Annotated in this window: 22 protein-coding genes; 14 read left to right on the top strand and 8 right to left on the bottom strand. The window is 72.4% G+C overall.

Going from position 1 to position 25,850, the window contains the following annotated elements:
* Positions 1–87: 87 nt before the first annotated feature.
* On the bottom strand, positions 88–972 hold the full coding sequence (locus ACZ6CV_RS20895) for a hypothetical protein (RefSeq protein ID WP_469252232.1): 885 nt from the start codon (positions 970–972) through the stop codon (positions 88–90).
* A gap of 236 nt (positions 973–1,208) precedes the next feature.
* Between ACZ6CV_RS20895 and ACZ6CV_RS20900 the strand changes: the two genes are divergently transcribed.
* From ACZ6CV_RS20900 to ACZ6CV_RS20920, 5 genes are all read left to right on the top strand, one after another.
* Positions 1,209–2,771 carry a 3' terminal RNA ribose 2'-O-methyltransferase Hen1 gene (locus tag ACZ6CV_RS20900; protein ID WP_469252233.1) on the top strand — a complete coding sequence of 521 codons (1,563 nt, stop codon included), beginning with the start codon at positions 1,209–1,211 and terminating at the stop codon, positions 2,769–2,771.
* A complete protein-coding gene (locus ACZ6CV_RS20905; protein WP_469252234.1) occupies positions 2,768–5,344 on the top strand; it encodes a polynucleotide kinase-phosphatase in 2,577 nt (858 codons plus the stop codon). Before ACZ6CV_RS20900 ends, ACZ6CV_RS20905 begins: the two co-directional genes overlap by 4 nt.
* A 62-nt stretch (positions 5,345–5,406) precedes the next feature.
* On the top strand, positions 5,407–6,639 hold the full coding sequence (locus ACZ6CV_RS20910) for an arginine deiminase (protein WP_469252235.1): 1,233 nt from the start codon (positions 5,407–5,409) through the stop codon (positions 6,637–6,639).
* A 144-nt stretch (positions 6,640–6,783) separates the two neighbouring features.
* A complete protein-coding gene (gene argF / locus ACZ6CV_RS20915; RefSeq protein ID WP_469252236.1) occupies positions 6,784–7,782 on the top strand; it encodes an ornithine carbamoyltransferase in 999 nt (332 codons plus the stop codon).
* Positions 7,783–7,894: 112 nt separating this feature from the next.
* Entirely contained in the window at positions 7,895–9,349 is a 1,455-nt protein-coding gene (locus tag ACZ6CV_RS20920) for an amino acid permease (protein WP_469252237.1), read from the top strand.
* Here the strand turns inward: ACZ6CV_RS20920 and ACZ6CV_RS20925 are convergent.
* The gene (locus ACZ6CV_RS20925; protein ID WP_355804820.1) at positions 9,315–9,758 is read right to left on the bottom strand and encodes an ATP-binding protein; all 444 of its coding nucleotides are present in this window, start codon (positions 9,756–9,758) and stop codon (positions 9,315–9,317) included. The two genes, ACZ6CV_RS20920 and ACZ6CV_RS20925, sit on opposite strands and share 35 nt — an antisense overlap.
* A 243-nt stretch (positions 9,759–10,001) precedes the next feature.
* Between ACZ6CV_RS20925 and ACZ6CV_RS20930 the strand changes: the two genes are divergently transcribed.
* Together ACZ6CV_RS20930 and ACZ6CV_RS20935 are read left to right on the top strand one after the other, a co-directional pair.
* Entirely contained in the window at positions 10,002–10,829 is an 828-nt protein-coding gene (locus ACZ6CV_RS20930; protein WP_469252238.1) for an enoyl-CoA hydratase family protein, read from the top strand.
* Between the two features lie 5 nt (positions 10,830–10,834).
* Positions 10,835–13,177 (top strand): bifunctional salicylyl-CoA 5-hydroxylase/oxidoreductase, encoded by a 2,343-nt coding sequence (locus ACZ6CV_RS20935; protein WP_469252239.1) that lies wholly within the window; start codon positions 10,835–10,837, stop codon positions 13,175–13,177.
* Between the two features lie 18 nt (positions 13,178–13,195).
* Here the strand turns inward: ACZ6CV_RS20935 and ACZ6CV_RS20940 are convergent, their stop codons facing one another.
* Together ACZ6CV_RS20940 and ACZ6CV_RS20945 are read right to left on the bottom strand one after the other, a co-directional pair.
* The gene (locus tag ACZ6CV_RS20940) at positions 13,196–14,014 is read right to left on the bottom strand and encodes a PaaX family transcriptional regulator (protein WP_469252240.1); all 819 of its coding nucleotides are present in this window, start codon (positions 14,012–14,014) and stop codon (positions 13,196–13,198) included.
* 9 nt (positions 14,015–14,023) lie between these two features.
* Entirely contained in the window at positions 14,024–15,673 is a 1,650-nt protein-coding gene (locus ACZ6CV_RS20945; RefSeq protein ID WP_469252241.1) for an AMP-binding protein, read from the bottom strand.
* Positions 15,674–15,782: 109 nt separating this feature from the next.
* Between ACZ6CV_RS20945 and ACZ6CV_RS20950 the strand changes: the two genes are divergently transcribed.
* The 7 genes from ACZ6CV_RS20950 to ACZ6CV_RS20980 all read left to right on the top strand — a co-directional run bounded on the left by ACZ6CV_RS20950 (position 15,783) and on the right by ACZ6CV_RS20980 (position 22,237).
* Positions 15,783–17,033 (top strand): acyl-CoA dehydrogenase family protein, encoded by a 1,251-nt coding sequence (locus tag ACZ6CV_RS20950; protein ID WP_469252242.1) that lies wholly within the window; start codon positions 15,783–15,785, stop codon positions 17,031–17,033.
* Positions 17,030–17,431: a RidA family protein gene (locus ACZ6CV_RS20955; protein WP_469252243.1), complete on the top strand. Its 402-nt coding sequence runs from the start codon at positions 17,030–17,032 to the stop codon at positions 17,429–17,431. Before ACZ6CV_RS20950 ends, ACZ6CV_RS20955 begins: the two co-directional genes overlap by 4 nt.
* Before the next feature lie 127 nt (positions 17,432–17,558).
* Positions 17,559–18,305 (top strand): hypothetical protein, encoded by a 747-nt coding sequence (locus ACZ6CV_RS20960; protein ID WP_469252244.1) that lies wholly within the window; start codon positions 17,559–17,561, stop codon positions 18,303–18,305.
* A 261-nt stretch (positions 18,306–18,566) separates the two neighbouring features.
* Positions 18,567–18,857, top strand: coding sequence for a hypothetical protein (locus ACZ6CV_RS20965; protein ID WP_469252245.1), 291 nt, complete (start codon positions 18,567–18,569; stop codon positions 18,855–18,857).
* A 47-nt stretch (positions 18,858–18,904) separates the two neighbouring features.
* Positions 18,905–20,248, top strand: a complete 1,344-nt coding sequence (locus ACZ6CV_RS20970; RefSeq protein ID WP_469252246.1) for a helix-turn-helix domain-containing protein — start codon at positions 18,905–18,907, stop codon at positions 20,246–20,248.
* Between the two features lie 192 nt (positions 20,249–20,440).
* Positions 20,441–21,640, top strand: coding sequence for a hypothetical protein (locus tag ACZ6CV_RS20975; protein WP_469252247.1), 1,200 nt, complete (start codon positions 20,441–20,443; stop codon positions 21,638–21,640).
* 6 nt (positions 21,641–21,646) lie between these two features.
* Positions 21,647–22,237 (top strand): hemerythrin domain-containing protein, encoded by a 591-nt coding sequence (locus ACZ6CV_RS20980; RefSeq protein WP_469252248.1) that lies wholly within the window; start codon positions 21,647–21,649, stop codon positions 22,235–22,237.
* A 60-nt stretch (positions 22,238–22,297) separates the two neighbouring features.
* Here ACZ6CV_RS20980 and ACZ6CV_RS20985 read toward each other — a convergent pair whose 3' ends face one another.
* The 4 genes from ACZ6CV_RS20985 to ACZ6CV_RS21000 form a co-directional block, all read right to left on the bottom strand.
* Positions 22,298–22,723: a DUF1360 domain-containing protein gene (locus ACZ6CV_RS20985; protein ID WP_469252249.1), complete on the bottom strand. Its 426-nt coding sequence runs from the start codon at positions 22,721–22,723 to the stop codon at positions 22,298–22,300.
* A gap of 253 nt (positions 22,724–22,976) precedes the next feature.
* Positions 22,977–23,645, bottom strand: a complete 669-nt coding sequence (locus ACZ6CV_RS20990) for a nucleotidyl transferase AbiEii/AbiGii toxin family protein (RefSeq protein WP_469252250.1) — start codon at positions 23,643–23,645, stop codon at positions 22,977–22,979.
* A gap of 5 nt (positions 23,646–23,650) precedes the next feature.
* A complete protein-coding gene (locus ACZ6CV_RS20995) occupies positions 23,651–24,043 on the bottom strand; it encodes a hypothetical protein (protein ID WP_469252251.1) in 393 nt (130 codons plus the stop codon).
* Between the two features lie 218 nt (positions 24,044–24,261).
* Positions 24,262–25,791, bottom strand: coding sequence for a helix-turn-helix domain-containing protein (locus ACZ6CV_RS21000; RefSeq protein ID WP_362366873.1), 1,530 nt, complete (start codon positions 25,789–25,791; stop codon positions 24,262–24,264).
* Positions 25,792–25,850 lie beyond the last annotated feature (59 nt).

The following is a 25,850-nucleotide window of genomic DNA, read 5'->3' on the forward strand; positions in this document are numbered from 1 at the left end:
CGGTGAGGGGGTGCGGGAGGCGGGGCGTGCCCGGATGAGTCCCATGCATCCGGGCGCGCCCCGCCTCCCGTTCGAGAGGTGGCGCCGTCAGGCGACGGGCGCCGGGTTGACCGCGCCCGGGTCGGTGCTCGGGGCGATCGGGGAGACCGGCGAGACCGGGGCGGGCGCGGGCTTGGTGTCGTCGGGCTTCGGCGTGGGGGCCGGGGCCGGCGCCGGGTTCTGGTCGGGGACCGGTGCCGGGTCCGGGGTGGGCTCCGGGTCGGGGTCCGGCGTCGGCTCGGGGTCCGGGACCGGCGCCGGGGTGGGGTCCTCGACCTGGTCCAGCCAGGAGCGGAACTGGCCGTCGGGCGAGAGGACGACGTGCAGGCCGTTGTCCTCGCCGGTGGCGGCGCGGCCGTTCGCGTCGAGGGTGCCCAGCTTGGCGCCCCGGCCGAAGAGGTCGGCCTGGAAGTGGTTGGTCGACAGCTTGTAGACCTTCGCGGTGCCGTGGCCGTCGGCCAGGGCGTGCGTGGAGACCAGGACCCGCTTGGCGGGCTTGGGCTTCGGCTTCGGCTTGGGCTTGGGGGCCGGCTTGGCACGGTCGACCCAGGAGGTGACCGCGCCACGCTGGGTGAGCTTGACGTGCAGGCCGTTCAGGTTGGCCGAGGCCGCCTTGCCGGACGCGGTCAGGGTGGCGATCTTGTGGCCCTTGTGGATCACGTCGGCCTGGAACTTGGCGGCGCCGAGCTTGTAGACCTTGGCGGTGTGCCCCTTCGAGGCCAGCTTGACCGTCTTGACGTAGGCGCGCTTGGTCTTGGCGGTCTTGGCGTTCTTCTTGGCGTTCTTCTTGGCGTGGGACGCGGCCTCGACCGTGACGCCGGCGGGGGCGTGCTGGGTGGCGGCGAGGGCGCCGGAGGCGGCGCCGAGGGTGATCGCGGAGGCGGCGGTGGCGGTGATGATGCCGGTACGCAGGGCGCGGGAGGTCATACGCATGGGAAAGAGGGCCATTCAGGGTCTCGGTTTCTCGGGGGTGCCGCCCCGTTGCGGCGACATCTACGAAGCTACGCACCCTGCATCAAGCCCACCCATAAGGGACGTAACAACCCAAAGGCGCAAAAGTCACAGAACCCTCACAGGGGGCCGCGGCCCCCCTTCCGGCACCCATCCGCCCCGTCGGCAGCGCGCAAACTCCGTGGCCTTCCCCGCGGCCGACGGCGATACTCAGCCGTGTGTTCTTGACGATCTCGACTACAGGCGATGCGCGGAACCCAGCCACTGACCTGGGCTTTCTGCTGCACAAGCACCCGGATAAAGCGCAGGCGTACCGCACGGCGCACGGCGTCGCGCACGTCCTCTACCCCGAGGCGACCGCCGAGCGCTGCACCGCCGCGCTGCTCCTGGAGGTCGACCCCATCGCGCTCGTGCGGCGCGGCAAGGGGAGAGGCAAGGGGCGCGGCGGTGCGCCCGACGCGGCCCTCGCGCAGTACGTGAACGACCGGCCGTACGCGGCGTCGTCGCTGCTCGCCGTGGCGCTGAGCGCGGTGTTCTCCAGCGCGATGCGCGGCGTGTGCGCGGCCCGCCCCGAGCGGGCCGCGCGGCCGCTGCCGCTGCGCGTCGAGGTGCCCGCCCTGCCCGCCCGCGGCGGCGCGGACCTGGTGCGCGCGCTCTTCGAGCCGCTGGGCTGGACGGTCGCGGTGACGCCGGTGCCCCTGGACGTGACGTTCCCCGAGTGGGGCGACTCGAGCTACGTCCAGCTCGTCCTGCAGGCGGACGACGGGAAGCTGACCCTGGGCGAGGCGCTGCGCCACCTGTACGTGCTGCTGCCGGTCCTCGACGACGCCAAGCACTACTGGGTCTCGCCGGACGAGGTCGACAAGCTGCTGCGGGCCGGCGACGGCTGGCTCGCGGACCACCCGGAGCAGCAGATCATCACCAGCCGCTACCTCGCGCGGCGCCGGTCGCTGACCCGGGAGGCCGCCGAGCGGCTCGAACTGGTGCGGCTCGCCGACGCGGACGACACCGACGTCGAGGAGATCGACAACGCCGTCGACGAGAACGCCGACACCGAGGAGAAGCCGGTGCCGCTCGCCGTGCGGCGCCGCGAGGCGATCCTCGCCGCGCTGACCGCCGCAGGGGCGTCCCGCGTGCTCGATCTGGGCTGCGGGCAGGGCCAGTTGGTGCAGGAGCTGCTCAAGGACGTGCGGTTCACCGAGATCGTCGGGGTCGACGTGTCGGTGCGCGCGCTGACCGTCGCCGCACGACGGCTGAACCTCGACCGCGTGGGGGAGCGCCGGGCGGAGCGCGTCACGCTCCTCCAGGGCTCCCTCGCGTACACCGACAAGCGGCTCAAGGGGTACGACGCCGCGGTGCTCAGCGAGGTCGTCGAGCACGTGGACGTGGCGCGCCTGCCCGCCCTGGAGTACGCCGTGTTCGGCTCCGCGCGCCCCCGCACCGTCCTCGTGACGACGCCGAACGTGGAGTACAACGTCCGCTGGGAGTCGCTCCCCGCCGGGCACGTGCGCCACGGCGACCACCGCTTCGAGTGGACGCGCGAGGAGTTCGCCGCGTGGGCCCGCGCGGTGGCCGAACGGCACGGCTACGACGTGGAGTTCGCGCCCGTCGGCGACGACGACCCCGAGGTGGGACCGCCGACCCAGATGGCCGTCTTCACCCGGAGCGAGCGGACCCCGCAGAACGCCCCGGCCGGCACCACGACCACCACATCAACCACATCCGGCACGACCGGCACGACCGGCACACCCAAGACCACCAAGGAGGTGCGGGCCGCATGACCACCGACAACGGCGCCACCCCCGCGTCCGCCCGGACCACCCGCACCCTGCCCGTCACCGACCTCTCCCTGGTCGTCCTCGTCGGCGCCACCGGATCCGGCAAGTCGACCTTCGCGCGCCGGCACTTCAGGCCCACCGAGGTCATATCCAGCGACTTCTGCCGCGGGCTCGTCGCCGACGACGAGAACGACCAGAGCGCGAGCGGCGACGCCTTCGACGTGCTCCACTACATCGCGGGCAAGCGCCTCGCCGCGGGCCGCCGCACCGTCGTCGACGCGACCAGCGTGCAGAGCGACAGCCGCAAGCAGCTGATCGAACTGGCCAAAGCGCACGACGTGCTGCCCATCGCCATCGTGCTCGACGTGCCCGAGGAGGTCTGCGCCGAGCGCAACGCGGCACGCGCGGACCGGTCCGGCATCCCGCGCCGCGTCATCCAGCGCCACCAGCGCGAACTGCGCCGCTCCCTGCGCCACTTGGAGCGCGAGGGCTTCCGGAAGGTGCACGTCCTGCGGGGCGTCGAGGAGATCGAGTCGGCCACCGTCGTCACCGAGAAGCGCTACAACGACCTCTCGCACCTCACCGGCCCGTTCGACGTCATCGGCGACATCCACGGCTGCGCCGCCGAGCTGGAGACCCTGCTCGGCAAGCTCGGTTACGTCGACGGCGCGCACCCGGAAGGCCGTACCGCCGTCTTCGTCGGCGACCTCGTCGACCGCGGCCCGGACACCCCGGGCGTGCTGCGCCGCGTGATGGGGATGGTCGCTGCCGGCACCGCCCTCTGCGTGCCCGGCAACCACGAGAACAAGCTCGGCCGGTACCTGAAGGGCCGCGGCGTCCAGCTCACCCACGGCCTCGCCGAGACCGTCGAACAGCTGGCGGCCGAGAGCGAGGAATTCCGCGCGCAGGTACGGGAGTTCGTGGACGGCCTCGTCTCGCACTACGTCCTGGACGGCGGCAGACTCGTCGTCTGCCACGCCGGTCTGCCCGAGAAGTACCACGGGCGCACCTCGGGTCGGGTGCGCTCGCACGCGCTGTACGGCGACACCACGGGCGAGACCGACGCGTTCGGGCTGCCCGTGCGCTACCCGTGGGCGGAGGACTACCGGGGCGAGGCCGCGGTCGTCTACGGCCACACCCCGGTGCCCACCGCCACCTGGCTGAACAACACCATCTGCCTGGACACCGGCGCCGTCTTCGGCGGCCGGCTCACCGCGCTGCGCTGGCCGGAGCGCGAGCTCGTCGACGTACCCGCCGAGCGGGTCTGGTACGAGCCGGCCAAGCCGCTGCGCACCGAGGCACCCGGCGGGCACGAGGGGCGCCCGCTCGACCTGACCGACGTGCACGGCCGCCGCACGGTGGAGACCCGGCACGCGGGCCGCGTCGCCGTGCGCGAGGAGAACGCGGCCGCGGCCCTGGAGGTCATGAGCCGCTTCGCGGTCGACCCGCGGCTGCTGCCGTACCTGCCGCCGACGATGGCGCCGACCGCCACCTCCGGCCTCGAGGGGTATCTGGAGCACCCGGTGGAGGCCTTCGCCGCGTACGCGCAGGACGGCGTCGCCCGCGTCGTGTGCGAGGAGAAGCACATGGGGTCGCGCGCGGTGGTACTCCTCTGCCGCGACGCCGAGGTGGCCCGGGAGCGCTTCGGCGTGACGGGCGGCCCGACCGGCTCCCTCTGCACCCGCACGGGCCGCCCCTTCTTCGACGACCCCGCCGTCACCGAGGAGATCCTCGGCCGGCTGCGCGAGGCCGTCACCGAGGCGGGCCTGTGGGAGGAGCTGGCGACGGACTGGCTGCTGCTCGACGCGGAGCTGATGCCGTGGTCCCTGAAGGCCTCCGGGCTGCTCCGCACCCAGTACGCCGCCACGGGAGCCGCCGCCGGAGCCGTCCTCCCCGGCGCCATCGCCGCCCTGGAGGCCGCGGCGGCGCGCGGCGTCGACACCGGTGACCTGCTGCGCGGGCAGCGCGGCCGGGCCGCGGACGCCGCCGCGTTCACCGAGGCGTACCGCCGCTACTGCTGGCCGACCGACGGCCTGGAGGGCGTGCGGCTCGCGCCGTTCCAGATCCTGGCCGTCCAGGGCCGCAGCCTCGCCGACCTCCCGCACGACCGGCAACTGGCCCTGATCGACCGCATGGTGGAGCACGACGGCGGCCAGGGCTCGGACCTGCTGCAGACCACCCGCCGCCTGTACGTGGACACCGGCGACGAGGCGTCCGTGCGGGCCGGGGTCGACTGGTGGCTGGAGATGACCGGACGCGGCGGCGAGGGCATGGTCGTCAAGCCGGTCGGGGCGCTGGTCAGGAACGGACAGGGGCGGCTCGTCCAGCCCGGCATCAAGTGCCGGGGCCGCGAGTACCTGCGGATCGTCTACGGCCCGGAGTACACGCGGCCGGAGAACCTGGCGCGGCTGCGCGACCGCTCCCTCGGCCACAAGCGCTCGCTCGCCGTCCGCGAGTACGCGCTCGGCCTCGAGGCGCTGGACCGGCTCGCGGACGGCGAGCCGCTGTGGCGCGTGCACGAGGCGGTCTTCGCCGTCCTCGCCCTGGAGTCGGAGCCGGTGGACCCGAGGCTCTGACCCGCCGGGTCATTGCCCGCAATGACAGGCGTCGGCCGTCCGGCCGGGGAAAGATGGACTCCATGGGATTCCATGTCGACTCCGAGGCCGGGCGGCTGCGCCGCGTCATACTGCACCGCCCCGATCTGGAGCTCAAGCGGCTGACTCCGAGCAACAAGAACGCCCTGCTCTTCGACGACGTCCTGTGGGTGCGCAGGGCCCGTCAGGAGCACGACGGGTTCGCGGACGTGCTGCGCGACCGGGGGGTGGCGGTCCACCTCTTCGGTGACCTGCTGACCGAGACCCTGGACGTGCCCGCGGCCCGCCTCCTCGTCCTGGACCGCGTCTTCGACGAGAAGGAGTACGGGCCGCTCGCCACCGACCACCTGCGGGCCGCGTTCGAGACGATGCCGTCGGTGGAGCTCGCCGAGGCGCTGGTGGGCGGCATGACCAAGCGGGAGTTCCTGGCGGCGCACCCCGAGCCGACGTCGGTGCGCTTCCACTGCATGGACCTGGACGACTTCCTGCTCGGGCCGCTGCCCAACCACCTCTTCACCCGCGACACCTCCGCCTGGATCTACGACGGGGTCTCCATCAACGCGATGCGCTGGCCGGCCAGGCAGCGCGAGACCGTGCACTTCGAGGCGATCTACCGCCACCACCCGCTCTTCCGGGACGAGGACTTCAACGTCTGGTCCCAGGGCCAGGCGGACTACCCCTCGACCATCGAGGGCGGCGACGTCCTGGTGATCGGCAAGGGCGCGGTGCTCATCGGGATGAGCGAGCGCACCACCCCGCAGGCCGTGGAGATGCTCGCGCACAAGCTGTTCGCGGCGGGCTCGGCGCAGACGATCGTGGCCCTCGACATGCCCAAGCGCCGTGCCTTCATGCATCTGGACACGGTCATGACGATGGTCGACGGCGACACCTTCACGCAGTACGCGGGCCTCGGCATGCTCCGCTCGTACACCATCGAACCGGGCGTCGGCGACCGGGAGTTGAAGGTCACCGACCATCCGCCGGAGAACATGCACCGGGCCATCGCCGCCGCGCTCGGCCTCGACGCGATCCGGGTGCTCACGGCCACCCAGGACGTGCACGCGGCCGAGCGCGAGCAGTGGGACGACGGCTGCAACGTCCTCGCCGTGGAGCCCGGCGTCGTGGTCGCGTACGAGCGCAACTCCACGACCAACACCTTCCTGCGCAAGCAGGGCCTCGAGGTGATCGAGATCCTGGGGAGCGAGCTGGGGCGTGGCAGGGGCGGCCCGCGGTGCATGAGCTGCCCGGTGGAGCGGGACCCGGTGGCCGGCGCGTAAGCGGGCACGGACCGCCCCGCGCGGCCACGGACCGCCCCGCGCGGAGACAGCCTGTATATAAATGTGGAGGGTCGTATATAGTTTCAGGGTCACCCTGCGGGGTGACCCCTGCCCGCACACCCCTCCGCATCCCTGGAGCGCCTCATGGCCACAGACCTCACCGGCCGCCACTTCCTCAAGGAGCTGGACTTCACCGCCGACGAGTTCCGCGGCCTGGTCGAGCTGGCCGCCGGGCTGAAGGCGGCCAAGAAGGCCGGGGCCGAGACGCCGCGGCTGCGGGGCAGGAACATCGCGCTGATCTTCGAGAAGAGCTCGACGCGGACCCGCTGCGCGTTCGAGGTGGCCGCCGCCGACCAGGGCGCCTCGACGACGTACATCGACCCGTCCGGCTCGCACATCGGCAAGAAGGAGTCCCCCAAGGACACCGCCCGGGTGCTCGGCCGGATGTTCGACGCCATCGAGTTCCGCGGGGACGCGCAGGAGACGGTCGAGACGCTCGCCGCCCACGCGGGCGTGCCCGTCTACAACGGCCTGACCAATGACTGGCACCCCACCCAGATGCTGGCCGACGTGCTCACGATGACCGAGCACACCGCGAAGCCGCTGCACGAGACCGCCTTCGCCTACCTCGGGGACGCCCGCTTCAACATGGGCAACTCCTACCTGGTCACCGGGGCGCTGCTCGGCATGGACGTCCGTATCGTCGCGCCCCGGGCCTACTGGCCCGCCGACGACGTCGTCGCCCGCGCCCGCGCGCTGGCCGAGGCGAGCGGCGCCCGCCTCACCCTCACCGAGGACATCGCCGAGGGCGTCCGGGGCGCCGACTTCGTCGGCACCGACGTCTGGGTGTCGATGGGGGAGCCGCAGGAGGTCTGGGCCGAGCGGATAGCGGCCCTCGCGCCGTACGCGGTGACGATGGACGTGCTGCGCGCCACCGGCAACGCCGACGTGAAGTTCCTGCACTGCCTGCCCGCCTTCCACGACCTGGACACCCAGGTCTCCCGGGACATCCACGCGAGATACGGCCTGGACTCCCTGGAGGTCACCGACGAGGTCTTCGAGTCGGCGCACTCCGTCGTCTTCGACGAGGCGGAGAACCGGCTGCACACGATCAAGGCGGTCCTGGTCGCCACGCTCGCCTGACCCGCGGTACGCACGACCTGCGCCCGCCCTGACCTGCCGTACCCGCTCCACCGGCACAGACTGGTGGGACCGGACCACCGCACCCGGCCCCACCAGAAACGAGAACCACCTCATGAGCCCCTCGCGCACCTCCGGGCTTCGCATCAAGTCCCCCGACCGGCTCGTCGCCGAGTCGGGTGCCGACCTGGAGGGCCACGGCCTCCGGCGCACCATGGGGCTTTTCCAGCTCGTCTGCTTCGGCGTCGGCGCGATCGTCGGCACCGGCATCTTCGTCGGCCTCTCCGACTCCGTCGCCAAGGCCGGGCCCGCCGTCGCCGTCTCGTATGTCCTCGCGGCCGTGACCTGCGTCTTCACCGCCTTCTCGTTCGCCGAGCTGGGCGGCGCGATCCCGGTCTCCGGCAGCTCGTACTCCTTCGCGTACGCCTCCCTGGGCGAGCGGACCGCCTTCCTCGTCGGCTGGTGTCTGCTCCTGGAGTACGGCGTCTCGGTGTCCGCCGTCGCGGTCGGCTGGAGCCAGTACCTGAATCAGTTGCTGCACAGCCTCACGGGCTGGGAGCTGCCCGCCGCGCTCTCCGCGGGGCCGGGGGAGGGCGGGGCGGTGAACCTGCCCGCCGTCCTCGTCATCCTGCTCGCCGCCGTGCTCCTGGTGCGCGGCATCCGGGAGAGCGCGGGCGCCACGGCGGCCATGGCGGTGCTGAAGATCGCCATCCTGCTGTTCTTCCTGGCCATCGCGTTCACCGCGTTCGAGGACGGCCACCTCACGCCCTTCGCGGGCGCGGGCGCCTCGGGCATCACGGCCGGCGCCTCGCTGGCCTTCTTCTCCTTCATCGGCTTCGACGCGGTCACCACGGCCGGCGAAGAGGTGCGCGACCCGCGGCGCAACATCCCGCTCGCGATCCTGATCTGCATCGGCGTCGTCACGCTGCTCTACGTCGCCGTGGCGCTCGCCGCGATCGGCGCGCTCGGCCCGGACGCGGTCGCCGACAAGCCCGCCGCGCTCTCGCTCATCGTCGACCAGGTGACCGACTCGACCGTCGGCGGCGGCATCATCGCCTTCGGTGCGGTCGTCGCCATCGCCTCCGTGGTGCTCGCCGTGATGTACGGCCAGACCCGCATCCTGATGTCGATGTCCCGCGACGGCCTGATGCCGCGCGTCTTCGAGAAGATCTCGCCGCGGACCGCCACCCCGGCCGCGGGCACCTGGATCGTCGCGGCGGTCGTCGCCGTGCCCGCCGCCTTCTCCTCGCTCGACGTGGTCGTCAACCTCACCACCATCGGCACGCTGGCGATCATGGTGGCGGTGAACGTCGCGGTCATCGCGCTGCGCCGCTCGTGCCCGGAGCTGCGCCGCACCTTCCGGGTGCCGTTCTTCCCGGTCAGCCCGCTCCTCGGGGTGGGCTTCTGCCTGTATCTGATCTGGGGCACCGGGTGGACGACGTGGCTGCAGTTCGCCGTCTTCCTCGTGGTGGGCGCCGTGGTCTACGCGCTCTACGGCCGCGGCCACTCGCGGCTCGGCCGGGGCGAGGGGCCGGTCAGTGCCGGTGCGGGGGCAGCGCGGGGAGCGTGAACCAGACGGCCTTGCCGGACGCGGTGGGGCGGTGGCCGCAGGAGGAGCTGAGGGTGCGGATCAGGAGCAGGCCGCGGCCGTGCTCCTGCCAGGGGTCCGGCTCCACGGGGCAGGGGTCGGTGAGGTTGCCGGGCGGCAGCGGGTTGGAGTCGTGCACCTCGACCTGACAGCCGGTCGGCAGGAGCTCGATCACCAGCTCTATGGGCTCCTGCCCGCCGGTGTGCTCGACGGCGTTGGCCACCAGCTCCGCGGTGAGCAGCTCGGCGGTGTCGGAGTCGGCGGAGAACTCGATGTCCGTGAGTGCTGTACGGACCAGTGCGCGCGCGACGGGCACGGCTGCCGTGGTGTGCGGCAGCGCGATGCGCCACGAGGCGGGGGAGGAAGGTTCGTACAAGGCGGGTCCGTTCACAGCAGCAGGCGGCGGTCCTGCTTTCAACCGTACGAATCCTAAGCGCCATGTCGACAGGGGCGACGGTCGGGCATGTCCGGGACGTCCGTCCCTGGGGTGTCAGGGGAGACAAGACGTGCATGTCGGGACTTCCGCGACAGGCATGTATCGCGTACTCCTGACGACAGTCACGGAACAGTGATAACTTCGGGGGGCAGTCCACGCCAGCGAACTCCAGCGCCCAGGCCGAGGAGGCCGCACCTCATGAGTCCCTTCACCGGCTCCGCGACCCGCACCCCCGACTGGCGGCACCTGCGCCTGACCGTCGACGCGGGGGTCGCCACGGTCACCCTGGCCCGCCCCGACAAGCTCAACGCGCTCACCTTCGGCGCCTACGCCGACCTGCGCGACCTGCTCGCCGAGCTGTCCCGCGACAAGTCCGTGCGCGCGCTCGTGCTGGGGGGCGAGGGGCGCGGCTTCTGCTCCGGCGGCGACGTCGACGAGATCATCGGCGCCACGCTCGCCATGGACACCGCCCAGCTCCTCGACTTCAACCGGATGACCGGACAGGTCGTGCGGGCCGTCCGCGAGTGCCCCTTCCCGGTGATCGCCGCCGTGCACGGGGTGGCGGCGGGCGCCGGCGCGGTGCTCGCCCTCGCCGCCGACTTCCGCGTCGCCGACCCCTCCGCCCGGTTCGCCTTCCTCTTCACCCGGGTGGGCCTCTCCGGCGGCGACATGGGCGCCGCCTACCTCCTGCCGCGCGTCGTCGGGCTCGGCCACGCCACCCGGCTGCTCATGCTGGGCGAGCCGGTGCGCGCCCCCGAGGCCGAACGGATCGGCCTGATCAGCGAGTTGACCGAGGAGGGCAAGGCCGGCGAGGCCGCGGCGAATCTCGCCCGCCGGCTCGCCGACGGACCCGCCCTCGCGTACGCGCAGACCAAGGCGCTGCTCACCGCCGAACTGGACATGCCGCTCGCCGCCTCCGTCGAGCTCGACGCCTCGACCCAGGCGCTGCTCATGAACGGCGAGGACTACCGGGAGTTCCACGCGGCCTTCACGGAGAAGCGCCCGCCGAAGTGGCAGGGACGGTGACGACGATGAGCGCCGCGCCGTCCGCCCAGCCGTCCGCCCAGCCGCCCGCCGGGGGCGCCGCCGCGGCCCACCGGATCGCCGTCATCGGTGGCGGCCCCGGCGGCCTCTACGCCGCCGCCCTGCTCAAGCGCCTCGACCCGGCCCGCGAGGTCACCGTCTGGGAGCGCAACGCCCCCGACGACACCTTCGGCTTCGGCGTCGTCCTCTCCGACGAGACCCTCGGCGGCATCGAACACGCCGACCCCGCCGTCTACGCCGCCCTCCAGGCCGAGTTCGTGCGCTGGGACGACATCGACATCGTGCACGGCGGCCGGCGCCACACCTCAGGCGGCCACGGCTTCGCGGCCCTCGGCCGGCGCAGGCTCCTGGAGATCCTGCACGAGCGCTGCCGCGGCCTCGGCGTCGCACTGCGCTTTCGCACCGAGGCGCCGCCCGCCGCCGAGCTCGCCGCGGCGTACGACCTGGTCGTCGCCGCGGACGGCGTGCACAGCCTCACCCGCGAGGCGCACGCCGACGTCTTCGGGCCGAGCCTGACCACCCACCGCTGCCGCTACATCTGGCTCGCCGCCGACTTCGCCTTCGACGCCTTCCGCTTCGAGATCGCCGAGACCGAGCACGGCGTGATGCAGCTGCACGGCTACCCCTTCTCGGCGGCCGGCACCGGCGCCTCCACCGTCATCGTCGAGATGCGCGAGGAGGTCTGGGAGGCCGCGGGCTTCGCCGACCTCGACGAGCAGGGCTCCACCGAACGCTGCGCCAAGATCTTCGCGGACGCGCTCGGCGGCCGCCCGCTGCGCTCCAACAAATCCTCCTGGACCACCTTCCGCACCGTCGTCAACTCCCGCTGGTCGCACGGCAACACGGTCCTGCTCGGCGACGCGGCGCACACCGCGCACTTCTCCATCGGCTCCGGCACCAAGCTCGCCGTCGAGGACGCCCTCGCCCTCGCCGCCTGCCTGGAGGAGCAGCCCGACATCCCGGCCGCGCTGCGGGCGTACGAGGAGGAGCGCCGCCCCGTCGTCGCCTCCACCCAGCGCGCGGCCCGCGCCAGCCTGGAGTGGTTCGAGCGGCTGCCCGACCACCTCGGCCAGCCGCCGCTCCAGTTCGCGTTCAACCTGCTCACCCGCAGCCGCCGCGTCACCCACGACAACCTCCGGCTGCGCGACGCCGGGTTCACCCGATCCGTCGAGCGCGAGTTCGGCTGCCCGGACGGCACACCCCCGATGTTCACGCCCCTGCGCCTGCGCGGGCTGACACTGCGCAATCGCGTCGTCGTCTCCCCGATGGACATGTACTCGGCCGTCGACGGCGTACCCGGCGACTTCCACCTGGTCCACCTGGGCGCACGGGCACTCGGCGGGGCGGGCCTGGTGATGACGGAGATGGTCTGCGTCAGCGAGCGCGGCCGCATCACTCCGGGCTGCGCCGGGCTCTACACCGACGAACAGGCCGAGGCGTGGCGCCGCGTCACGGACTTCGCGCACGCCCAGGCGCCCGGCACGGCCATCGGCCTGCAGCTGGGCCACTCGGGCCGCAAGGGCTCCACCAAGCTGATGTGGGAGGGCATCGACGATCCGCTGCCCGACGGCAACTGGCCGCTGGAGGCCGCGTCCCCGCTCCCGTACAAGCCGGGCAGCCAGATCCCGCGCGAGCTCTCCCGCGCCGGACTGACCGCGATCCGCGACCAGTTCGTCGCGGCCGCCCGGCGCGCCGAGCGGGCCGGATTCGACCTGCTCGAACTGCACTGCGCCCACGGCTACTTGCTCTCCGGCTTTCTCTCCCCGCTCACCAACCGCCGCACGGACGCGTACGGCGGCGACCTGCCGGGCCGGCTGCGCTACCCCCTCGAAGTCTTCGACGCGGTACGGGAGGTGTGGCCCGCGCGGAAGCCCATGACGGTCCGCATCTCCGCCACCGACTGGGCCGAGGGCGGCACCACGGCCGAGGACGCCGTCGGAATCGCCCGCGCCTTCGCCGCCCACGGCGCCGACGCCATCGACGTCTCGACGGGCCAGGTGGTCTCCGACGAACGCCCCGCGTACGGCCGCTCGTACCAGACGCCGTACGCCGACCGCATCCGCAACCTGACCGGCATCCCCGTCATCACGGTCGGCGCCGTCTCCTCCTGGGACGACGTCAACTCCCTGCTGCTCGCCGGGCGCGCGGACCTCTGCGCACTGGCCCGCCCGCACCTGTACGACCCGCACTGGACCCTGCACGCCGCCGCCGAACAGGGCTACACAGGTCCGGGCGCCACCTGGCCGCAGCAGTACCGCGCGGGCAGCCGGCGCCCCCAGACGGGACGCACGGACGCGCCCAAGCCCAGGCTGACGCTCAGTCAAGGCTGAGCCGGGGCTGAGGGGAGGTCAGGCGTCCGGGTGCGCGAACCGGGCTCCGGCCTCCCGCAGCCGCTCGTCCAGCGCCGCGAACACCGCGGCGGAGCGGGCGCCGGGCCAGTCGGCGGGCAGCAGCTCGGCGGGCAGGCCCGGGTCGGCGTAGGGGAGTTGGCGCCAGGAGTCGAGCGCGAGGAGGTAGTCGCGGTAGGCCTCCTCCGGGCGCGGGGGCTCGCCCGCACGGGACTCCCAGGAGCGCAGCACCGGTTCGTGCCGGTCCAGGAACGCCTCGTGCTGCTTGGCCAGGGACGACAGGTCCCACCAGCGTGCGACCGCCTCGGCCGTCGCGGCGAACCCCAGGTGCTCGCCGCGGAACAGGTCGACGTAGGAAGCGAGTTGGAGCCGCTCCAGAGTGTGCCGGGTCTCCTCGTAGAGGTGGGCGGGGGCGATCCAGACGCCCGGGGCCGCCGTGCCGAAGCCGAGGCCCGAGAGGCGCGAGCGCAGCACGTGACGCTTGTTGCGCTCCGACTCGGGCACGGAGAAGACGGCGAGGACCCAGCCGCCCCGCTGCCGCGCGGCCTCGGTGCCGTAGATGCGGCGGTCGCCGTCCTCCAGGAGCTGGCGGGCGTCGGGCGAGAGCGCGTATCCCGCCGCGCCCGACCCGGTGCGCGCGGGCACGAGCAGCCCGCGCCGCTTCAGCCGGGAGACCGACGACCGGACCGACGGCGCGTCCACGCCGACCGGCGCGAGGAGGCGCACCAGCTCGGCCACCGGGACCGGGCCGGGGGCGGCCCGCCCGTAGGCGCCGTAGAAGGTGACGATCAGGGACCGTGGAGTGTGCTGCTCGGACACGTGATCACTCTACGGCTCCGGCCGGTCCCGCTGCCCGCCGCGCAGCCGGAACCGCTGCAGCTTCCCCGTCGCCGTCCTCGGCAGCGCGTCCAGGAAGACGATCTCGCGGGGGCACTTGTACGGCACGAGCTCCGCCTTGACGAACGCGCGCAGCCGCGCCGCCGTCTCCTCGTCCCGCGCCGCCCCCTCGCGCGGCACCACGAACGCCACCGCCACCTGGCCGCGCAGCGCGTCGGGGCGGCCCACGACCGCCGTCTCGGCGACGTCGGGGTGGCGCAGCAGGGCCTCCTCCACCTCGGCGCCCGCGATGTTGTACCCGGCCGAGATGATCATGTCGTCCGCGCGCGAGACATAGCGGAAGTAGCCGTCGGCGTCGCGGACGTAGGTGTCGCCGGTGACGTTCCAGCCGTGCCGTACGTACTGCAGCTGACGGTCGTCGGCGAGGTAGCGGCAGCCCACCGGGCCGCGCACGGCGAGGAGCCCGGGTTCACCGTCGGGCACCGGGGCGCCGGAGTCGTCGACCACGCGCGCCTGCCACCCCGGCACGGCACGCCCGGTGGTGCCGGGCCGGATCGCGTCGTCGGCCGCGGAGACGAAGATGTGCAGGAGCTCGGTCGCGCCGATGCCGTTGATGACGCGGTGGCCGGTGCGCTCGTGCCAGGCCCGCCAGGTGGCCGCGGGCAGGTTCTCGCCGGCCGAGACGCAGCGGCGCAGCGAGGAGACGTCGTGGCCGTCGAGCTGGTCCAGCATCGTGCGGTAGGCGGTCGGCGCGGTGAAGAGCACCGATATCCGGTGGCGCGCTATGGCGGGCAACAGGAGCTTGGGGCCGGCCTGTTCGAGCAGGACCGAGGAGGCGCCGAAGCGCAGCGGGAAGATGACGAGTCCGCCGAGGCCGAAGGTGAAGCCGAGCGGAGGGCTGCCCGCGAACACGTCGTCGGGCACCGGCTTCAGGACGTGCCGCGCGAAGGTGTCGGCGATGGCGAGCACGTCCCGGTGGAAGTGCATGCAGCCCTTGGGGCGGCCGGTCGTGCCGGAGGTGAAGGCGATCAGCGCGACGTCGTCGGCGGCCGTGTCCACCGCCTCGTACCGGTCGGGGCTGCGGGCGGCGCGCACCAGCAGGTCGTCGGGCCCCTCGCCGCCGTACGTGGTGACGCTCAGCCCCGGCACCCCGGCCTTGATCAGATCGTCCACCACCCGGATGTCGCACAGCGCGTGCCGCACCTCGGCGATCTCGCACATGGTGGCCAGCTCCTGCGCCCGCTGCTGGGCCAGCACGGTGACGGCGACCGCGCCCGCCTTCATCACGGCGAGCCAGCAGGCCGCGAGCCACGGCGTGGTGGCCCCGCGCAGCAGGACGCGCTCGCCGGGGCGCACGCCGAGCTCGTGGCTCAGCACGTGCGCGACGCGGTCGACGTGGCGCCGCAGCTGCCCGTACGTCCACGTCTCGCCGGAGGCGGCGTGGAAGGCGGGGCGTTCGGCGCCGAACCGTTCGAGGGAGCGGTCCAGGAGCTCCGCGCCGCAGTTGAGACGGTCGGGGTAGCGCAGTTCGGGGCGGTCGTGCACCAGCGCGGGCCACTGTTCGCGCGGCGGGAGGTGGTCCCGGGTGAACGTGTCGACGTGGCCGGATGCGGTCATCACTGGGTTGCCGGTGGAGTCCATGGCGGCTCTGCCCCCTTGCCTGCCGGTCGGGCGCTGTGGTGGGCTCGCGGGACGAGCGTATCGTGATGGTGACGGCAGTCAACGGTGCGCGATAAAGGAGGGGCCCGGGATGACGGCATTCTCGCTCGATCCGGCACGAACCGCCCGTTGCGCGGAGCTGCGCGCGCTGGCCGCCGAGCGGCTGCGTCCGCTGGCGGAGAAGGGCGAGCCGGGCCGCGTGAACCGGCCACTGGTCGCCGAGCTGGGCCAACTCGGCCTGCTGGAGGCCTTGTTCGAGGATCGCGGGGAAGCGGGGGCGGGCGCGGGCGCTGGCGCGGGCGGGTCCGGCGCCCTCGACCTCTGCCTGATGCGCGAGTCCCTCGCGTACGCCTGTACGGAGGCGGAGACCGCACTCGCCCTGCAGGGCCTGGGCGCCCATCCCGTGCACGCGCACGGCACGCGGGCGCAGCGCGAGCGCTGGCTGCCGCCCGTGCGCGCCGGGCAGGCCGTCGCGGCCTTCGCGCTCTCCGAGCCGGACGCGGGATCGGACGCGGCGGCGCTCGGCCTCGCGGCGGAGCCGGACGGGCCCGACGGCTGGCGCCTCACCGGCGAGAAGTGCTGGATCTCCAACGCCCCCGAGGCCGACTTCTACACCGTCTTCGCCCGTACGGCCCCGGGCGCGGGCGCGCGCGGCGTCACCGCCTTCCTGGTCCCGGCGGACCGGGCGGGCCTCACCGGCACCCCGCTCGACATGCTCTCCCCGCACCCGATCGGCGCCCTCGACTTCGACGGGGTGCGGGTCGGCGGGGACGACGTGCTCGGCGAGGTGGACCGCGGCTTCCGGGTCGCGATGACCACGCTCAACCGGTTCCGGCCGAGCGTCGGCGCGTTCGCGGTCGGCATGGCGCAGTCCGCCCTCGACGCCACGCTGGCGCACACCGCCGAACGGGACGCGTTCGGCGGGAAGTTGAAGGACCTCCAGGCAGTCGCCCACCAAGTCGCCGAGATGGCCACGCGCACCGAGGCGGCCCGCCTGATGGTGTACGCGGCGGCCGCGGCGTACGACCGCGAGGGCCCCCGGGGCGAGGGCATCGCGCGGCGCGCCGCCATGGCCAAACTCATCGCCACCGAGACCGCGCAGTACGTCGTCGACGCGGCCGTCCAACTGCACGGCGCCCGCGCCCTGCGCCGCGGCCACCTCCTGGAACACCTCTACCGCGAGGTGCGCGCGCCCCGCATCTACGAGGGCGCGAGCGAGGTCCAACGCACGGTCATCGCCAAGGAGTTGTACGCGTCCTTGGCGCCCGCCCCTTCATCCGCCCCGCCCCCCACCCCGACCCCGACCCCGACCCCGACCTCCGGCGAGGAGCCCTCCGCATGAGCAGCCCGCACCGCGTCAACCCCGCCGAACTCTCCCCGCCCACCGGCTTCTCGCACGCCGTCACCGCGACCGGCTCGCGCCTCGTCTTCCTCGCCGGGCAGACCGCCCTGGACGGCGAGGGCAAGGTCACCGGGGCGACCCTGACCGAGCAGTTCGAACGCGCCCTGACCAACCTCCTCACCGCCCTGCGCCACGCCGGCGGCACCCCCGCCGACCTGGCCCGCGTCACCGTCTACGCCACGGACGTCGCCGACTACCGCGACCACGCCGCCGAACTCGGGCGCGTATGGAAGAGGTTGGCGGGCCGCGACTACCCCGCGATGGCGGTGATCGGCGCGGTCCGGCTCTGGGACGAGCAGGCACTGGTGGAGCTGGACGGCGTCGCGGTACTGGAGTGACGGGCGAGTTAGGCGGAATGACCGGTACCGGGTGAGCTCGGCGCATCGCGGGGTACTGGATCACGACCGCGGCCACCGGGGTCGTGGAGTACGGGACGGAAAGACGTTCCGCAGGAGGGGTGACCACGTGCGTGCGAGCAAGGTTACGGGCGTTATCGGCATGGTCGGACTCGGCGCGGTTCTGCTGACGGGCTGCGGCGACAGCGACGACGGAGGCGACTCCAAGCCGTTCGCCAAGGACAGCGCGGACCAGATCGCGGCCAAGGCGGTGGCGGCCACCAAGGGCGCCGAGTCGATGCGCCTCAAGGGTGACATGAAGCAGGCCGACGGCAAGTCGGTGAGCCTGGACCTCGCGGTCGACCAGGAGAAGAACTGCGAGGGGACCGTCGACACCGCGGGGACCAAGGCCGAGCTGCGCCACACGAACGGGACGCTGTACGTGCGCGGCAACGAGCAGTACTGGAAGAGCGCGCTGAAGGGCCAGGCCGGTTCGCAGAAGGTGCTGGCGAAGGTGGTCGACAAGTGGGTCAAGATGCCCGCCGACGACGCGCAGACCGCGGGCATGTGCGACAAGCAGGGCCTGGTGGCGTCGATGGACGAGGACAAGTCCACGCGCAAGGGCATGAAGAAGGGCGACACGACGTCCGTCGACGGGAAGGAGGCCATCATGCTGACGAAGAAGGCCTCCGGCGGCGAGACGCACACCCTGTACGTGGCCACGGAGGGCAAGCCGTACATCCTGCGCAGCTCCGTGAAGGGCGGCGACAAGCCGAACGAGGCCACCTTCACCGACTACAACAAGCCCGTGAAGCCCGAGACGCCGGGCAAGGGCGAGACGGTGGACCTCAAGGAACTGGCCGCCTCGGGGCGGTAGTCGGGGCGTACGGCCCCACGCGGGACAGCGGCGCGGCGCAGGTCCGATGAGGACCGGCGCCGCGTCCGCGTGCCCGGACGCGCACGCTCCCTTTCCGCCTCTGCGGACACCTCCCTTGTTACCAAGTACGGACAGAAACCGGTGAACAATTCCCGCACGGGCGTCATCTGACGGGGTGCAGCCAACAGCAGATCCGGCCCGCCGCCTGCGGGGAGCAGGCGCCGGAACGGCATCCCGATCACCCGTGGGGGGATTCCCGTCATGACCACTCGCCGTTCGCGCGGTACCGTCCGTGCCGCCTCGCTGCTCGCCGTCGCGGCCGCCGCGGTGCTCTCGCTGACCGCCTGCCAGACCGGCGGTGACGACGACACGGGACCGGACGGCAAGGCGGGCGCCGTCATCACCCGCTCCATCGGCGACGGCGTCACTCCTGACACCCCCGATACCCCCGACGCTTCCGGGACCTCCGGGACCTCCGGGACCTCCGGGGCCGACGTCGACCGCGTGTCCGTCGTGCTCGGCTCCGCCGACGTGATCAGCGCCCACACGTGAGTGCCGGCGCTTTCGGGGAACGTCCGACGGGAAGGGAGCAGGTGCGGATGGGGTCGCTCGCGGAGCTGCTGGGGGAGCTCAAGGAGCGGTCCGGGCTCAGTTACGGGGTGCTGGCCAAGCGGCTGCACATGAGTACGTCCACGTTGCACCGGTACTGCAACGGGGACGCGGTGCCCACCGAGTTCGCCCCGGTGCAACGGCTCGCCCGCCTGTGCAGGGCCACGCCGGAGGAGCTGGTGGAGGTCCACCGGCGGTGGATCCTGGCGGACGCGGACCGCGGACGGAAACCGGGGCGCGCCGCGCCCGGCGCGTCCACCACCCGCACACCCGGCAACGACGGTGCCGCGCCCACGAGTTCGGCCGACCCGAACCCCGCACCCCTGCCCGAACACGGCGCGGAGACCACGCCGACGGCCGAGCCCGGAACGCCCTCGGGACCGGGCCGCGTGACCGCCGCCGCGCCGCCGCTGTCCCTCTCCCGCCGACGGCGCACCCTCGCCCTCGCGGCCGCCGTGGCCGCGGTCGTCGGCATCGGCTCCGCCGCGCTCGTCCTGCACGGCGGCGCAGGCGACGGACAGCGTCGCGACACCGGGCAGGCCGCGGTCTCCTCGGACGCGAGCGCCCTCCGCTCACCCGGCACCGGGCACGGAAAGGGCGACGGCAGGGACGACGCCGGGAAGCAGAAGGGCGCCCCCTCCGCCCCGCCCACCCAGGAGGAGGCCCCGTCGTCCGGTGCCTCGCGGAACTCCGGGACGGGCACCGCGCCCGGCGGAGCGCGGGGCGGGCCGGACCTGGTGACGACGCGCACCAAGCCGTACGTCTACGAAGATCCCTGCGCCAAGGACTTCCTGGTCAACCGCGCCCCCGGCGACATGCCGCAGCCACCCGCCGCCGACCAGGACGCGCCCGGCTGGGTCGGCGACCTCGGCGCGGTCTCGTCCCGCGACCAGTTCGTCGAGGTCACCGTGCAGGGCGTGGGCAAACAGCCGGTCGTCCTGGAGCGCATGAACGTCCGCGTGCAGAGCACCGGCGCCCCGCTCGCCTGGAACAACTACCAGATGCACACCGGCTGCGGCGGCGACGTGTCCACCAGGTCCTTCGCCGTCGACCTCGACGACCCGGCGCCGCGCGCCGTCCCCGAGCACGGCCAGCGCGACTTCCCGTACAAGATCAGCGAGAACGACCCCGAGGTCTTCTACATCAGCGCCAACGCCGACGCGCACGACGTCCGTTGGTACCTCGAACTGGAGTGGTCCAGCGGCGAACGGCACGGCGTGACCCGCGTCGACGACCAGAGCAAGCCGTTCCGCACCAGCGGCCGCGCGGGCCGCCCCACGTACGGCTGGCCGCCCGGCGCCACCGGATGGGAACGCCAGCTGCAGGACGGCTGACCGCCGCGCCGCACCGGCGAGCTCCCCGCCCCTGGGCCGTACGGGGCACCGGGGCACCGGTACGGGCGTGGGGGGTGGGGGGGGGCGGTTCCCGGGCGGGAGTTTGGGCGGGCGGTGCCCTGGAACCTGGCGGAAACGGTGCGCGGACGGCGGGGGCGCTGCGCCCACTCGCCCACCATCAGGAGGACCGTCGTGACCTTCAATCCGCTCGAACAGCGGGGCATCCCGCTGGACAAGCAGGTACGCAACTGGCGCGAGCTCAACGTCGCTCCCATCGACCCCGACCACTGCGACCCGTACACCCGCTGCCGCATCATCACGATGAACGGCATCGAGGTCGAAGCGATCATGTTCAGCCACCAGCTGGCCAGGAACACGGTGGACCCCGAGGTCAAGCGGCAGCTGGCGCGGACCCGGTACATCGAGGCGCAGCAGCAGAAGGTCGTCAACTGGCTGCTGCCGGGGGTCTCTTCGGTGCTGGAGACGACGGTCGCCTACGAGCAGGTGGCGGTCGACCTCACCGCGTGGGTGGCGCGGATGGAGCCGGACCCGTACCTGAAGCAGGCGTACCAGTTCGGCGTCCTGGAGGACTTCGACCACCTGTACCGGTACGCGAACCTGTACGAGATGATCGAGCACCGCAAGGCGGAGTCGATCGTGGACGGCCTGACGGAGGTCATGCCGGGCCGGCCCACGCGCTTCCACCACCGCGACCCGGTGGACAACGTCCGTGACCCGTACGCCAAGGACGGGACGGACCCGCTGTCCAAGCTGCACGCCCTGACCATCATGTCGGCGGAGCAGCAGACGATGAACTTCTACATGAACACCGGCCCCACCTACATGGAGCCCATCGCCCGCCAGCTGTACCAGGAGATCGGGCTCATCGAGGAGGAGCACGTCACCCACTACGAGTCGCTGGTGGACCCGGGCGAGACGTGGTGGGAGCAGCTCGTCAACCACGAGTACAACGAGTGCTACCTGTACCACTCCTTCATGGAGCAGGAGAGCGACCCGAAGGTCAAGGCGATCTGGGAGCTGCACCTGAACATGGAACTGGAGCATCTGCACGCCGCGTGCGACCTGATGCGCACGTACGACGGCCGCGACCCCGCCTCGGTGCTGGCGCCGGAGCTGCCCAACGTGCTCACGTTCGAGCCGAACAAAGGCTACCTGCGCGAGCTGCTCGACACCCAGATGGACCTGACCACGCTCGGCGCGGGCTATGTGCGGGAGGCGCACGAGCGGTTCGAGACGATGCAGGAGCAGATCCACGGCGGCGAGGCGCCGCCGAGCGACCGCGTCATGGTCGAGCACGACGCCATGTTCGGCCGCGAGTACCGCGTCCAGACCGAGGGCGAGCACCCCGACCCGTCCCAGCGGGAGAAGTGAGGCGGCATGTCCACCCTCCACACCCCCCAGGCCGGTGCCGACCACGCCGAGGACACCGACGTCGTCGGCCTGCTGATGCGCCAGCACGGCGACATCCGCAACCTCTTCGACGAGGTCGAGGCCGCGACCGGTGACGAGCGCCGCACGGCCTGGCGGCACCTGGTGCGCCTGCTCGCCGTGCACGAGACCGCGGAGGAGGAGGTCGTCCATCCCTTCGCCCGCCACGCCTTCGCCGGCGGCACACAGGTCGTGGACGACCGGCTCGCCGAGGAGAAGGCCGCCAAGGAGACCCTGGCGGACCTGGACGACTACGACACCGACGACCCGAAGTTCATGCCGCAGCTCCTGAAGCTGCGCAAGGACGTCCAGGAGCACGCGCGGGCGGAGGAACGGTACGAGTTCACGCACATCCGTCGCAGCACCGACGTCACCGACCTGGCGGCGATGGCGAAGGCGGTCAAGGCCGCCGAGGCGATGGCACCGACGCGGCCCCACCCCGGCGTGGAGTCGGGCGCGGCGAACATGGCCCTGGGGCCCGTCGCGGCCCTGATGGACCGCACGAGGGACGCCGTGCGCAAGGCGATGGGCAAGGAGTAGCGGCCACCCGCCGTGACGGCCAACCGCTGTAACGGCCCCCTCCCGGGCCGTCACGGCGGGTCACTCCTCGTTGCGCTGCAGCAGGCAGTCGTAGCCGAGTTGCATGGTGTCGGAGAGCGCCAGCGCGGTGAGGCCACCGGTGACGGCCCGGGTGGCGTCCGGCCACAGCAGGCGGGCCCCGGTGAACGTGGTGGTCAGCCAGACGCTCAGGCAGAACGGGCAGGTCACCAGTTCACCCACCGTCGACCTGACGGCGCCGCCGCGCGGGCTCTCGTGCACCTCGGCGGGCCCCGACGCCTCCTCGAACCGGGTGAACGGCGCCCGCAGCGGGCTCGTCACGGACCCCTTGCTGAGCAGCCGGCTCAGCCGGAACACGGCGGTCGCCGTCAGCACGATGTCCCCCGGCTCGCAGCGGCCCGGCAGCTTCACCTTCCGCCGCCCCAGCACGGCACCCCAGGCGGCCGCGTAAGCCCCAAAGGCGACCACGGCCCCGGCGTGCCCGCCGACCTTGTGCTCCCCTCGCGGATCATAGGCCCGCCCGACCCGGCGGAGGAGGTCCCCCATCCGGTGCGTACGGGCGTCTTGCTGAGGTGCGTCATCCGGCTCATCGACCATGCCCCACAAGTAACCGTTTGCCACGAGAGGAAACGAAGGTCCACCTCCATGGGTCCGTATGCCCCGTCACAAAGGACGGACGGGCACGGTCCGTACTCCCCCGAAGAGAGGGGAGCGTCAGGCATTACCCGATGTCCGGTTCACCGGATTCTTCGAGGAGACGGGCCGCGAGATCGTCGGCCCACTCCACGGCCCAGTTGCGAAGGGTGGTGATGGTGGCGTCATCGAGTCCATAGGCAGCGAAGGCTTCGTCGTCGGTCCACTCGGCGCCGGTGAGGTTCGCCTGCAGATCCTCGCGCTCGAAGCGGCCGCGTGCGTGGCGGCGTCCGAACTCTTCGAGCTCGGCATTCGTCCAGCGGCGGGAAGCTGCGAACACGTCGATCAGATCGCGGGGCGCACCTCGGTCGGCGAGGGCACGGACCTTGGTCCCGATCACGTCCTCCTCCGCGAGGACGGGCCCGTACGGGCTTTGGGCGACCGGCCGCCAGAAGATCTCTTTGAGGATGTCGACTTCGCATTCCTGCCCGGTGGCGGGGTCGGTCACGGTGAAGCGGGCGGACAGCGGGGCGGTCTCCAGCGCGCGCACCTCCCAGCCGCGGGCTTCCAGGCCGACGCGGAGCGTGGCGGCGATCTCGGCCATGGGCGCTGGGTTCTCGGTGGCGACGTCGAGGTCCTGGCTGGGGCGGTTGACGAGGTGGTGCGCCCGCACGGCATATCCGCCGGTGAGGACCAGGGGATACGGCGAGCCGAGGGCGATCACATCGGCCAGGAGCCGCGTGTGCAGCTCCGGCATGTCCGTCACGCGGCGGCCTGGGTGCGGGAGGCCAGCTGAGGGAAGGCGTCTTCCCATACGGTGCGCACGGTGCGGCCGACGAGGGTGCGCAGTACCGGCCACAACTGGAGCAGCAGGTCCTGGTTGAGGTAGCGGGGCAGGTCGTCGTGCAGGCCCTCGTGCAGGACGGTGCGGTACAGGCCCATGCACTGGCGAGGTTTGCCCAGGTCGTACGAGGTCATGCCGGACCAGGCCACGTGCAGCGGTAGCTCGACGACCCCCTGGGTGGGGCCGTGCAATTCGTCCAGCGACTCCGGCAGACGGCGACGGAACTTCTCCCGGTACAGCGCGAGGTCCTCGACGTCGGTGCCAAGGAGGTCCGTCGACACGGAGGCGGGATCGTGTGGGCTGGATGCCATGACTCCATTATGGCGGCCGGGTTTCGGTGCGGGCCATGATGGGCGAGCCGGTGTCCGGATCGAGGAGCATGGTCCGTGCCGGGCGGGCATGGCTGTGGCAGCGCGTTCCGCCCCGAGCGGAGGCATGCGCTGTCGGGATGATGCCCGTCCGCCACACCCCTCCTGCCTCGCGTCCACTCAGGGCAGCAGGGGTGTGGCGACACGTCTTCCCTGAGACGTCAGATGTCCCGGAACGTCTCGATCTGTGCGCCCACCGAGTTCAGGCGCTCCGCCAGGTCCTCGTAGCCGCGGTTGATCACGTACACGTTCCGCAGGACCGACGTGCCCTCCGCCGCCATCATCGCGAGCAGGACGACCACGGCGGGGCGCAGGGCCGGTGGGCACATCATTTCCGCGGCGCGCCAGCGGGTGGGGCCCTCCACCAGGACCCGGTGCGGGTCGAGGAGTTGGAGGCGGCCGCCGAGGCGGTTGAGGTCCGTGAGGTAGATCGCCCGGTTGTCGTAGACCCAGTCGTGGATCAGCGTCTTGCCCTGCGCCGCCGCCGCGATGGCCGCGAAGAAGGGGACGTTGTCGATGTTCAGGCCGGGGAACGGCATCGGGTGGATCTTGTCGATCGGCGCCTCCAGCTTGGAGGGCCGCACCGTGAGGTCGATCAGGCGCGTACGGCCGTTGTCCGCGGGGTACTCCGCGGTGCGGTCGTGGTCCAGGCCCATCTCCTCCAGGACCGCGAGCTCGATCTCCAGGAACTCGATCGGCACCCGGCGGACCGTCAGCTCGGACTCCGTGACGACCGCGGCCGCCAGCAGGCTCATCGCCTCGACCGGGTCCTCGGAGGGGGAGTAGTCCACGTCGACGTCGATGGTGGGCACGCCGTGCACGGTCAGCGTGGTCGTGCCGATGCCCTCGACCTTGACGCCGAGCGCCTCCAGGAAGAAGCACAGGTCCTGGACCATGTAGTTCGACGAGGCGTTGCGGATGACGGTGGTGCCGGCGCTGCGCGCCGCGGCGAGCAGCGCGTTCTCGGTGACGGTGTCCCCGCGCTCGGTGAGGACGATGGGGCGGTCGGGGCTGACGTCGCGCGACACCTCGGCGTGATACAGCCCCTCGGTCGCCGCGATCTCCAGACCGAACCGGCGCAGCGCGATCATGTGTGGCTCGATCGTGCGGGTGCCCAGGTCGCAGCCGCCCGCGTACGGCAGCTTGAAGTGGTCGAGGCGGTGCAGCAGCGGGCCCAGGAACATGATGATGGAGCGGGTGCGGCGCGCGGCCTCCGCGTCGATGGCCTCCATTTCGAGCCGGGCGGGCGGCACGATCTCCAGGTCGACGCCGTCGTTGATCCAACGGGTGCGTACGCCGATGGAGTTGAGGACCTCCAGGAGGCGGTAGACCTCCTCGATGCGGGCGACGCGGCGCAGCACCGTGCGGCCCTTGTTGAGGAGGGACGCGCAGAGCAGCGCCACGCACGCGTTCTTGCTCGTCTTCACGTCGATGGAGCCGGAGAGCCGGCGGCCGCCGACCACCCGCAGGTGCATCGGCCCGGCATAGCCGAGCGACACGATCTCGCTGTCGAGCGCCTCGCCGATCCGGGCGATCATCTCAAGGCTGATGTTCTGGTTGCCGCGCTCGATGCGGTTCACGGCGCTCTGGCTGGTGGAGAGCGCCTCGGCGAGCTGCGTCTGTGTCCAGCCCCGGTGCTGCCGGGCGTCACGGATGAGCTTGCCGATGCGTACGAGGTAGTCGTCTGCCATGCGTCGAAGGCTATCTCAGATATGAGATGAAGAGCGCGCGGGGGTGGGCCATATGGGGA

This window comes from Streptomyces sp. NPDC041713, assembly GCF_055591085.1.

Excerpts from the sequence above, each read along its gene's own strand:
- ACZ6CV_RS20950 (WP_469252242.1), top strand. The coding sequence starts at position 15,783 with ATGACGGCATTCTCGCTCGATCCGGCACGAACCGCCCGTTGCGCGGAG.
- ACZ6CV_RS20970 (WP_469252246.1), top strand. The coding sequence starts at position 18,905 with ATGGGGTCGCTCGCGGAGCTGCTGGGGGAGCTCAAGGAGCGGTCCGGG.
- ACZ6CV_RS20995 (WP_469252251.1), bottom strand. The coding sequence starts at position 24,043 with ATGGCATCCAGCCCACACGATCCCGCCTCCGTGTCGACGGACCTCCTT.
- ACZ6CV_RS21000 (WP_362366873.1), bottom strand. The coding sequence starts at position 25,791 with ATGGCAGACGACTACCTCGTACGCATCGGCAAGCTCATCCGTGACGCC.
- ACZ6CV_RS20990 (WP_469252250.1), bottom strand. The coding sequence starts at position 23,645 with ATGCCGGAGCTGCACACGCGGCTCCTGGCCGATGTGATCGCCCTCGGC.
- argF (WP_469252236.1), top strand. The coding sequence starts at position 6,784 with ATGGCCACAGACCTCACCGGCCGCCACTTCCTCAAGGAGCTGGACTTC.
- ACZ6CV_RS20930 (WP_469252238.1), top strand. The coding sequence starts at position 10,002 with ATGAGTCCCTTCACCGGCTCCGCGACCCGCACCCCCGACTGGCGGCAC.
- ACZ6CV_RS20980 (WP_469252248.1), top strand. The coding sequence starts at position 21,647 with ATGTCCACCCTCCACACCCCCCAGGCCGGTGCCGACCACGCCGAGGAC.
- ACZ6CV_RS20955 (WP_469252243.1), top strand. The coding sequence starts at position 17,030 with ATGAGCAGCCCGCACCGCGTCAACCCCGCCGAACTCTCCCCGCCCACC.
- ACZ6CV_RS20935 (WP_469252239.1), top strand. The coding sequence starts at position 10,835 with ATGAGCGCCGCGCCGTCCGCCCAGCCGTCCGCCCAGCCGCCCGCCGGG.
- ACZ6CV_RS20895 (WP_469252232.1), bottom strand. The coding sequence starts at position 972 with ATGCGTATGACCTCCCGCGCCCTGCGTACCGGCATCATCACCGCCACC.
- ACZ6CV_RS20910 (WP_469252235.1), top strand. The coding sequence starts at position 5,407 with ATGGGATTCCATGTCGACTCCGAGGCCGGGCGGCTGCGCCGCGTCATA.
- ACZ6CV_RS20920 (WP_469252237.1), top strand. The coding sequence starts at position 7,895 with ATGAGCCCCTCGCGCACCTCCGGGCTTCGCATCAAGTCCCCCGACCGG.
- ACZ6CV_RS20905 (WP_469252234.1), top strand. The coding sequence starts at position 2,768 with ATGACCACCGACAACGGCGCCACCCCCGCGTCCGCCCGGACCACCCGC.
- ACZ6CV_RS20945 (WP_469252241.1), bottom strand. The coding sequence starts at position 15,673 with ATGGACTCCACCGGCAACCCAGTGATGACCGCATCCGGCCACGTCGAC.
- ACZ6CV_RS20965 (WP_469252245.1), top strand. The coding sequence starts at position 18,567 with ATGACCACTCGCCGTTCGCGCGGTACCGTCCGTGCCGCCTCGCTGCTC.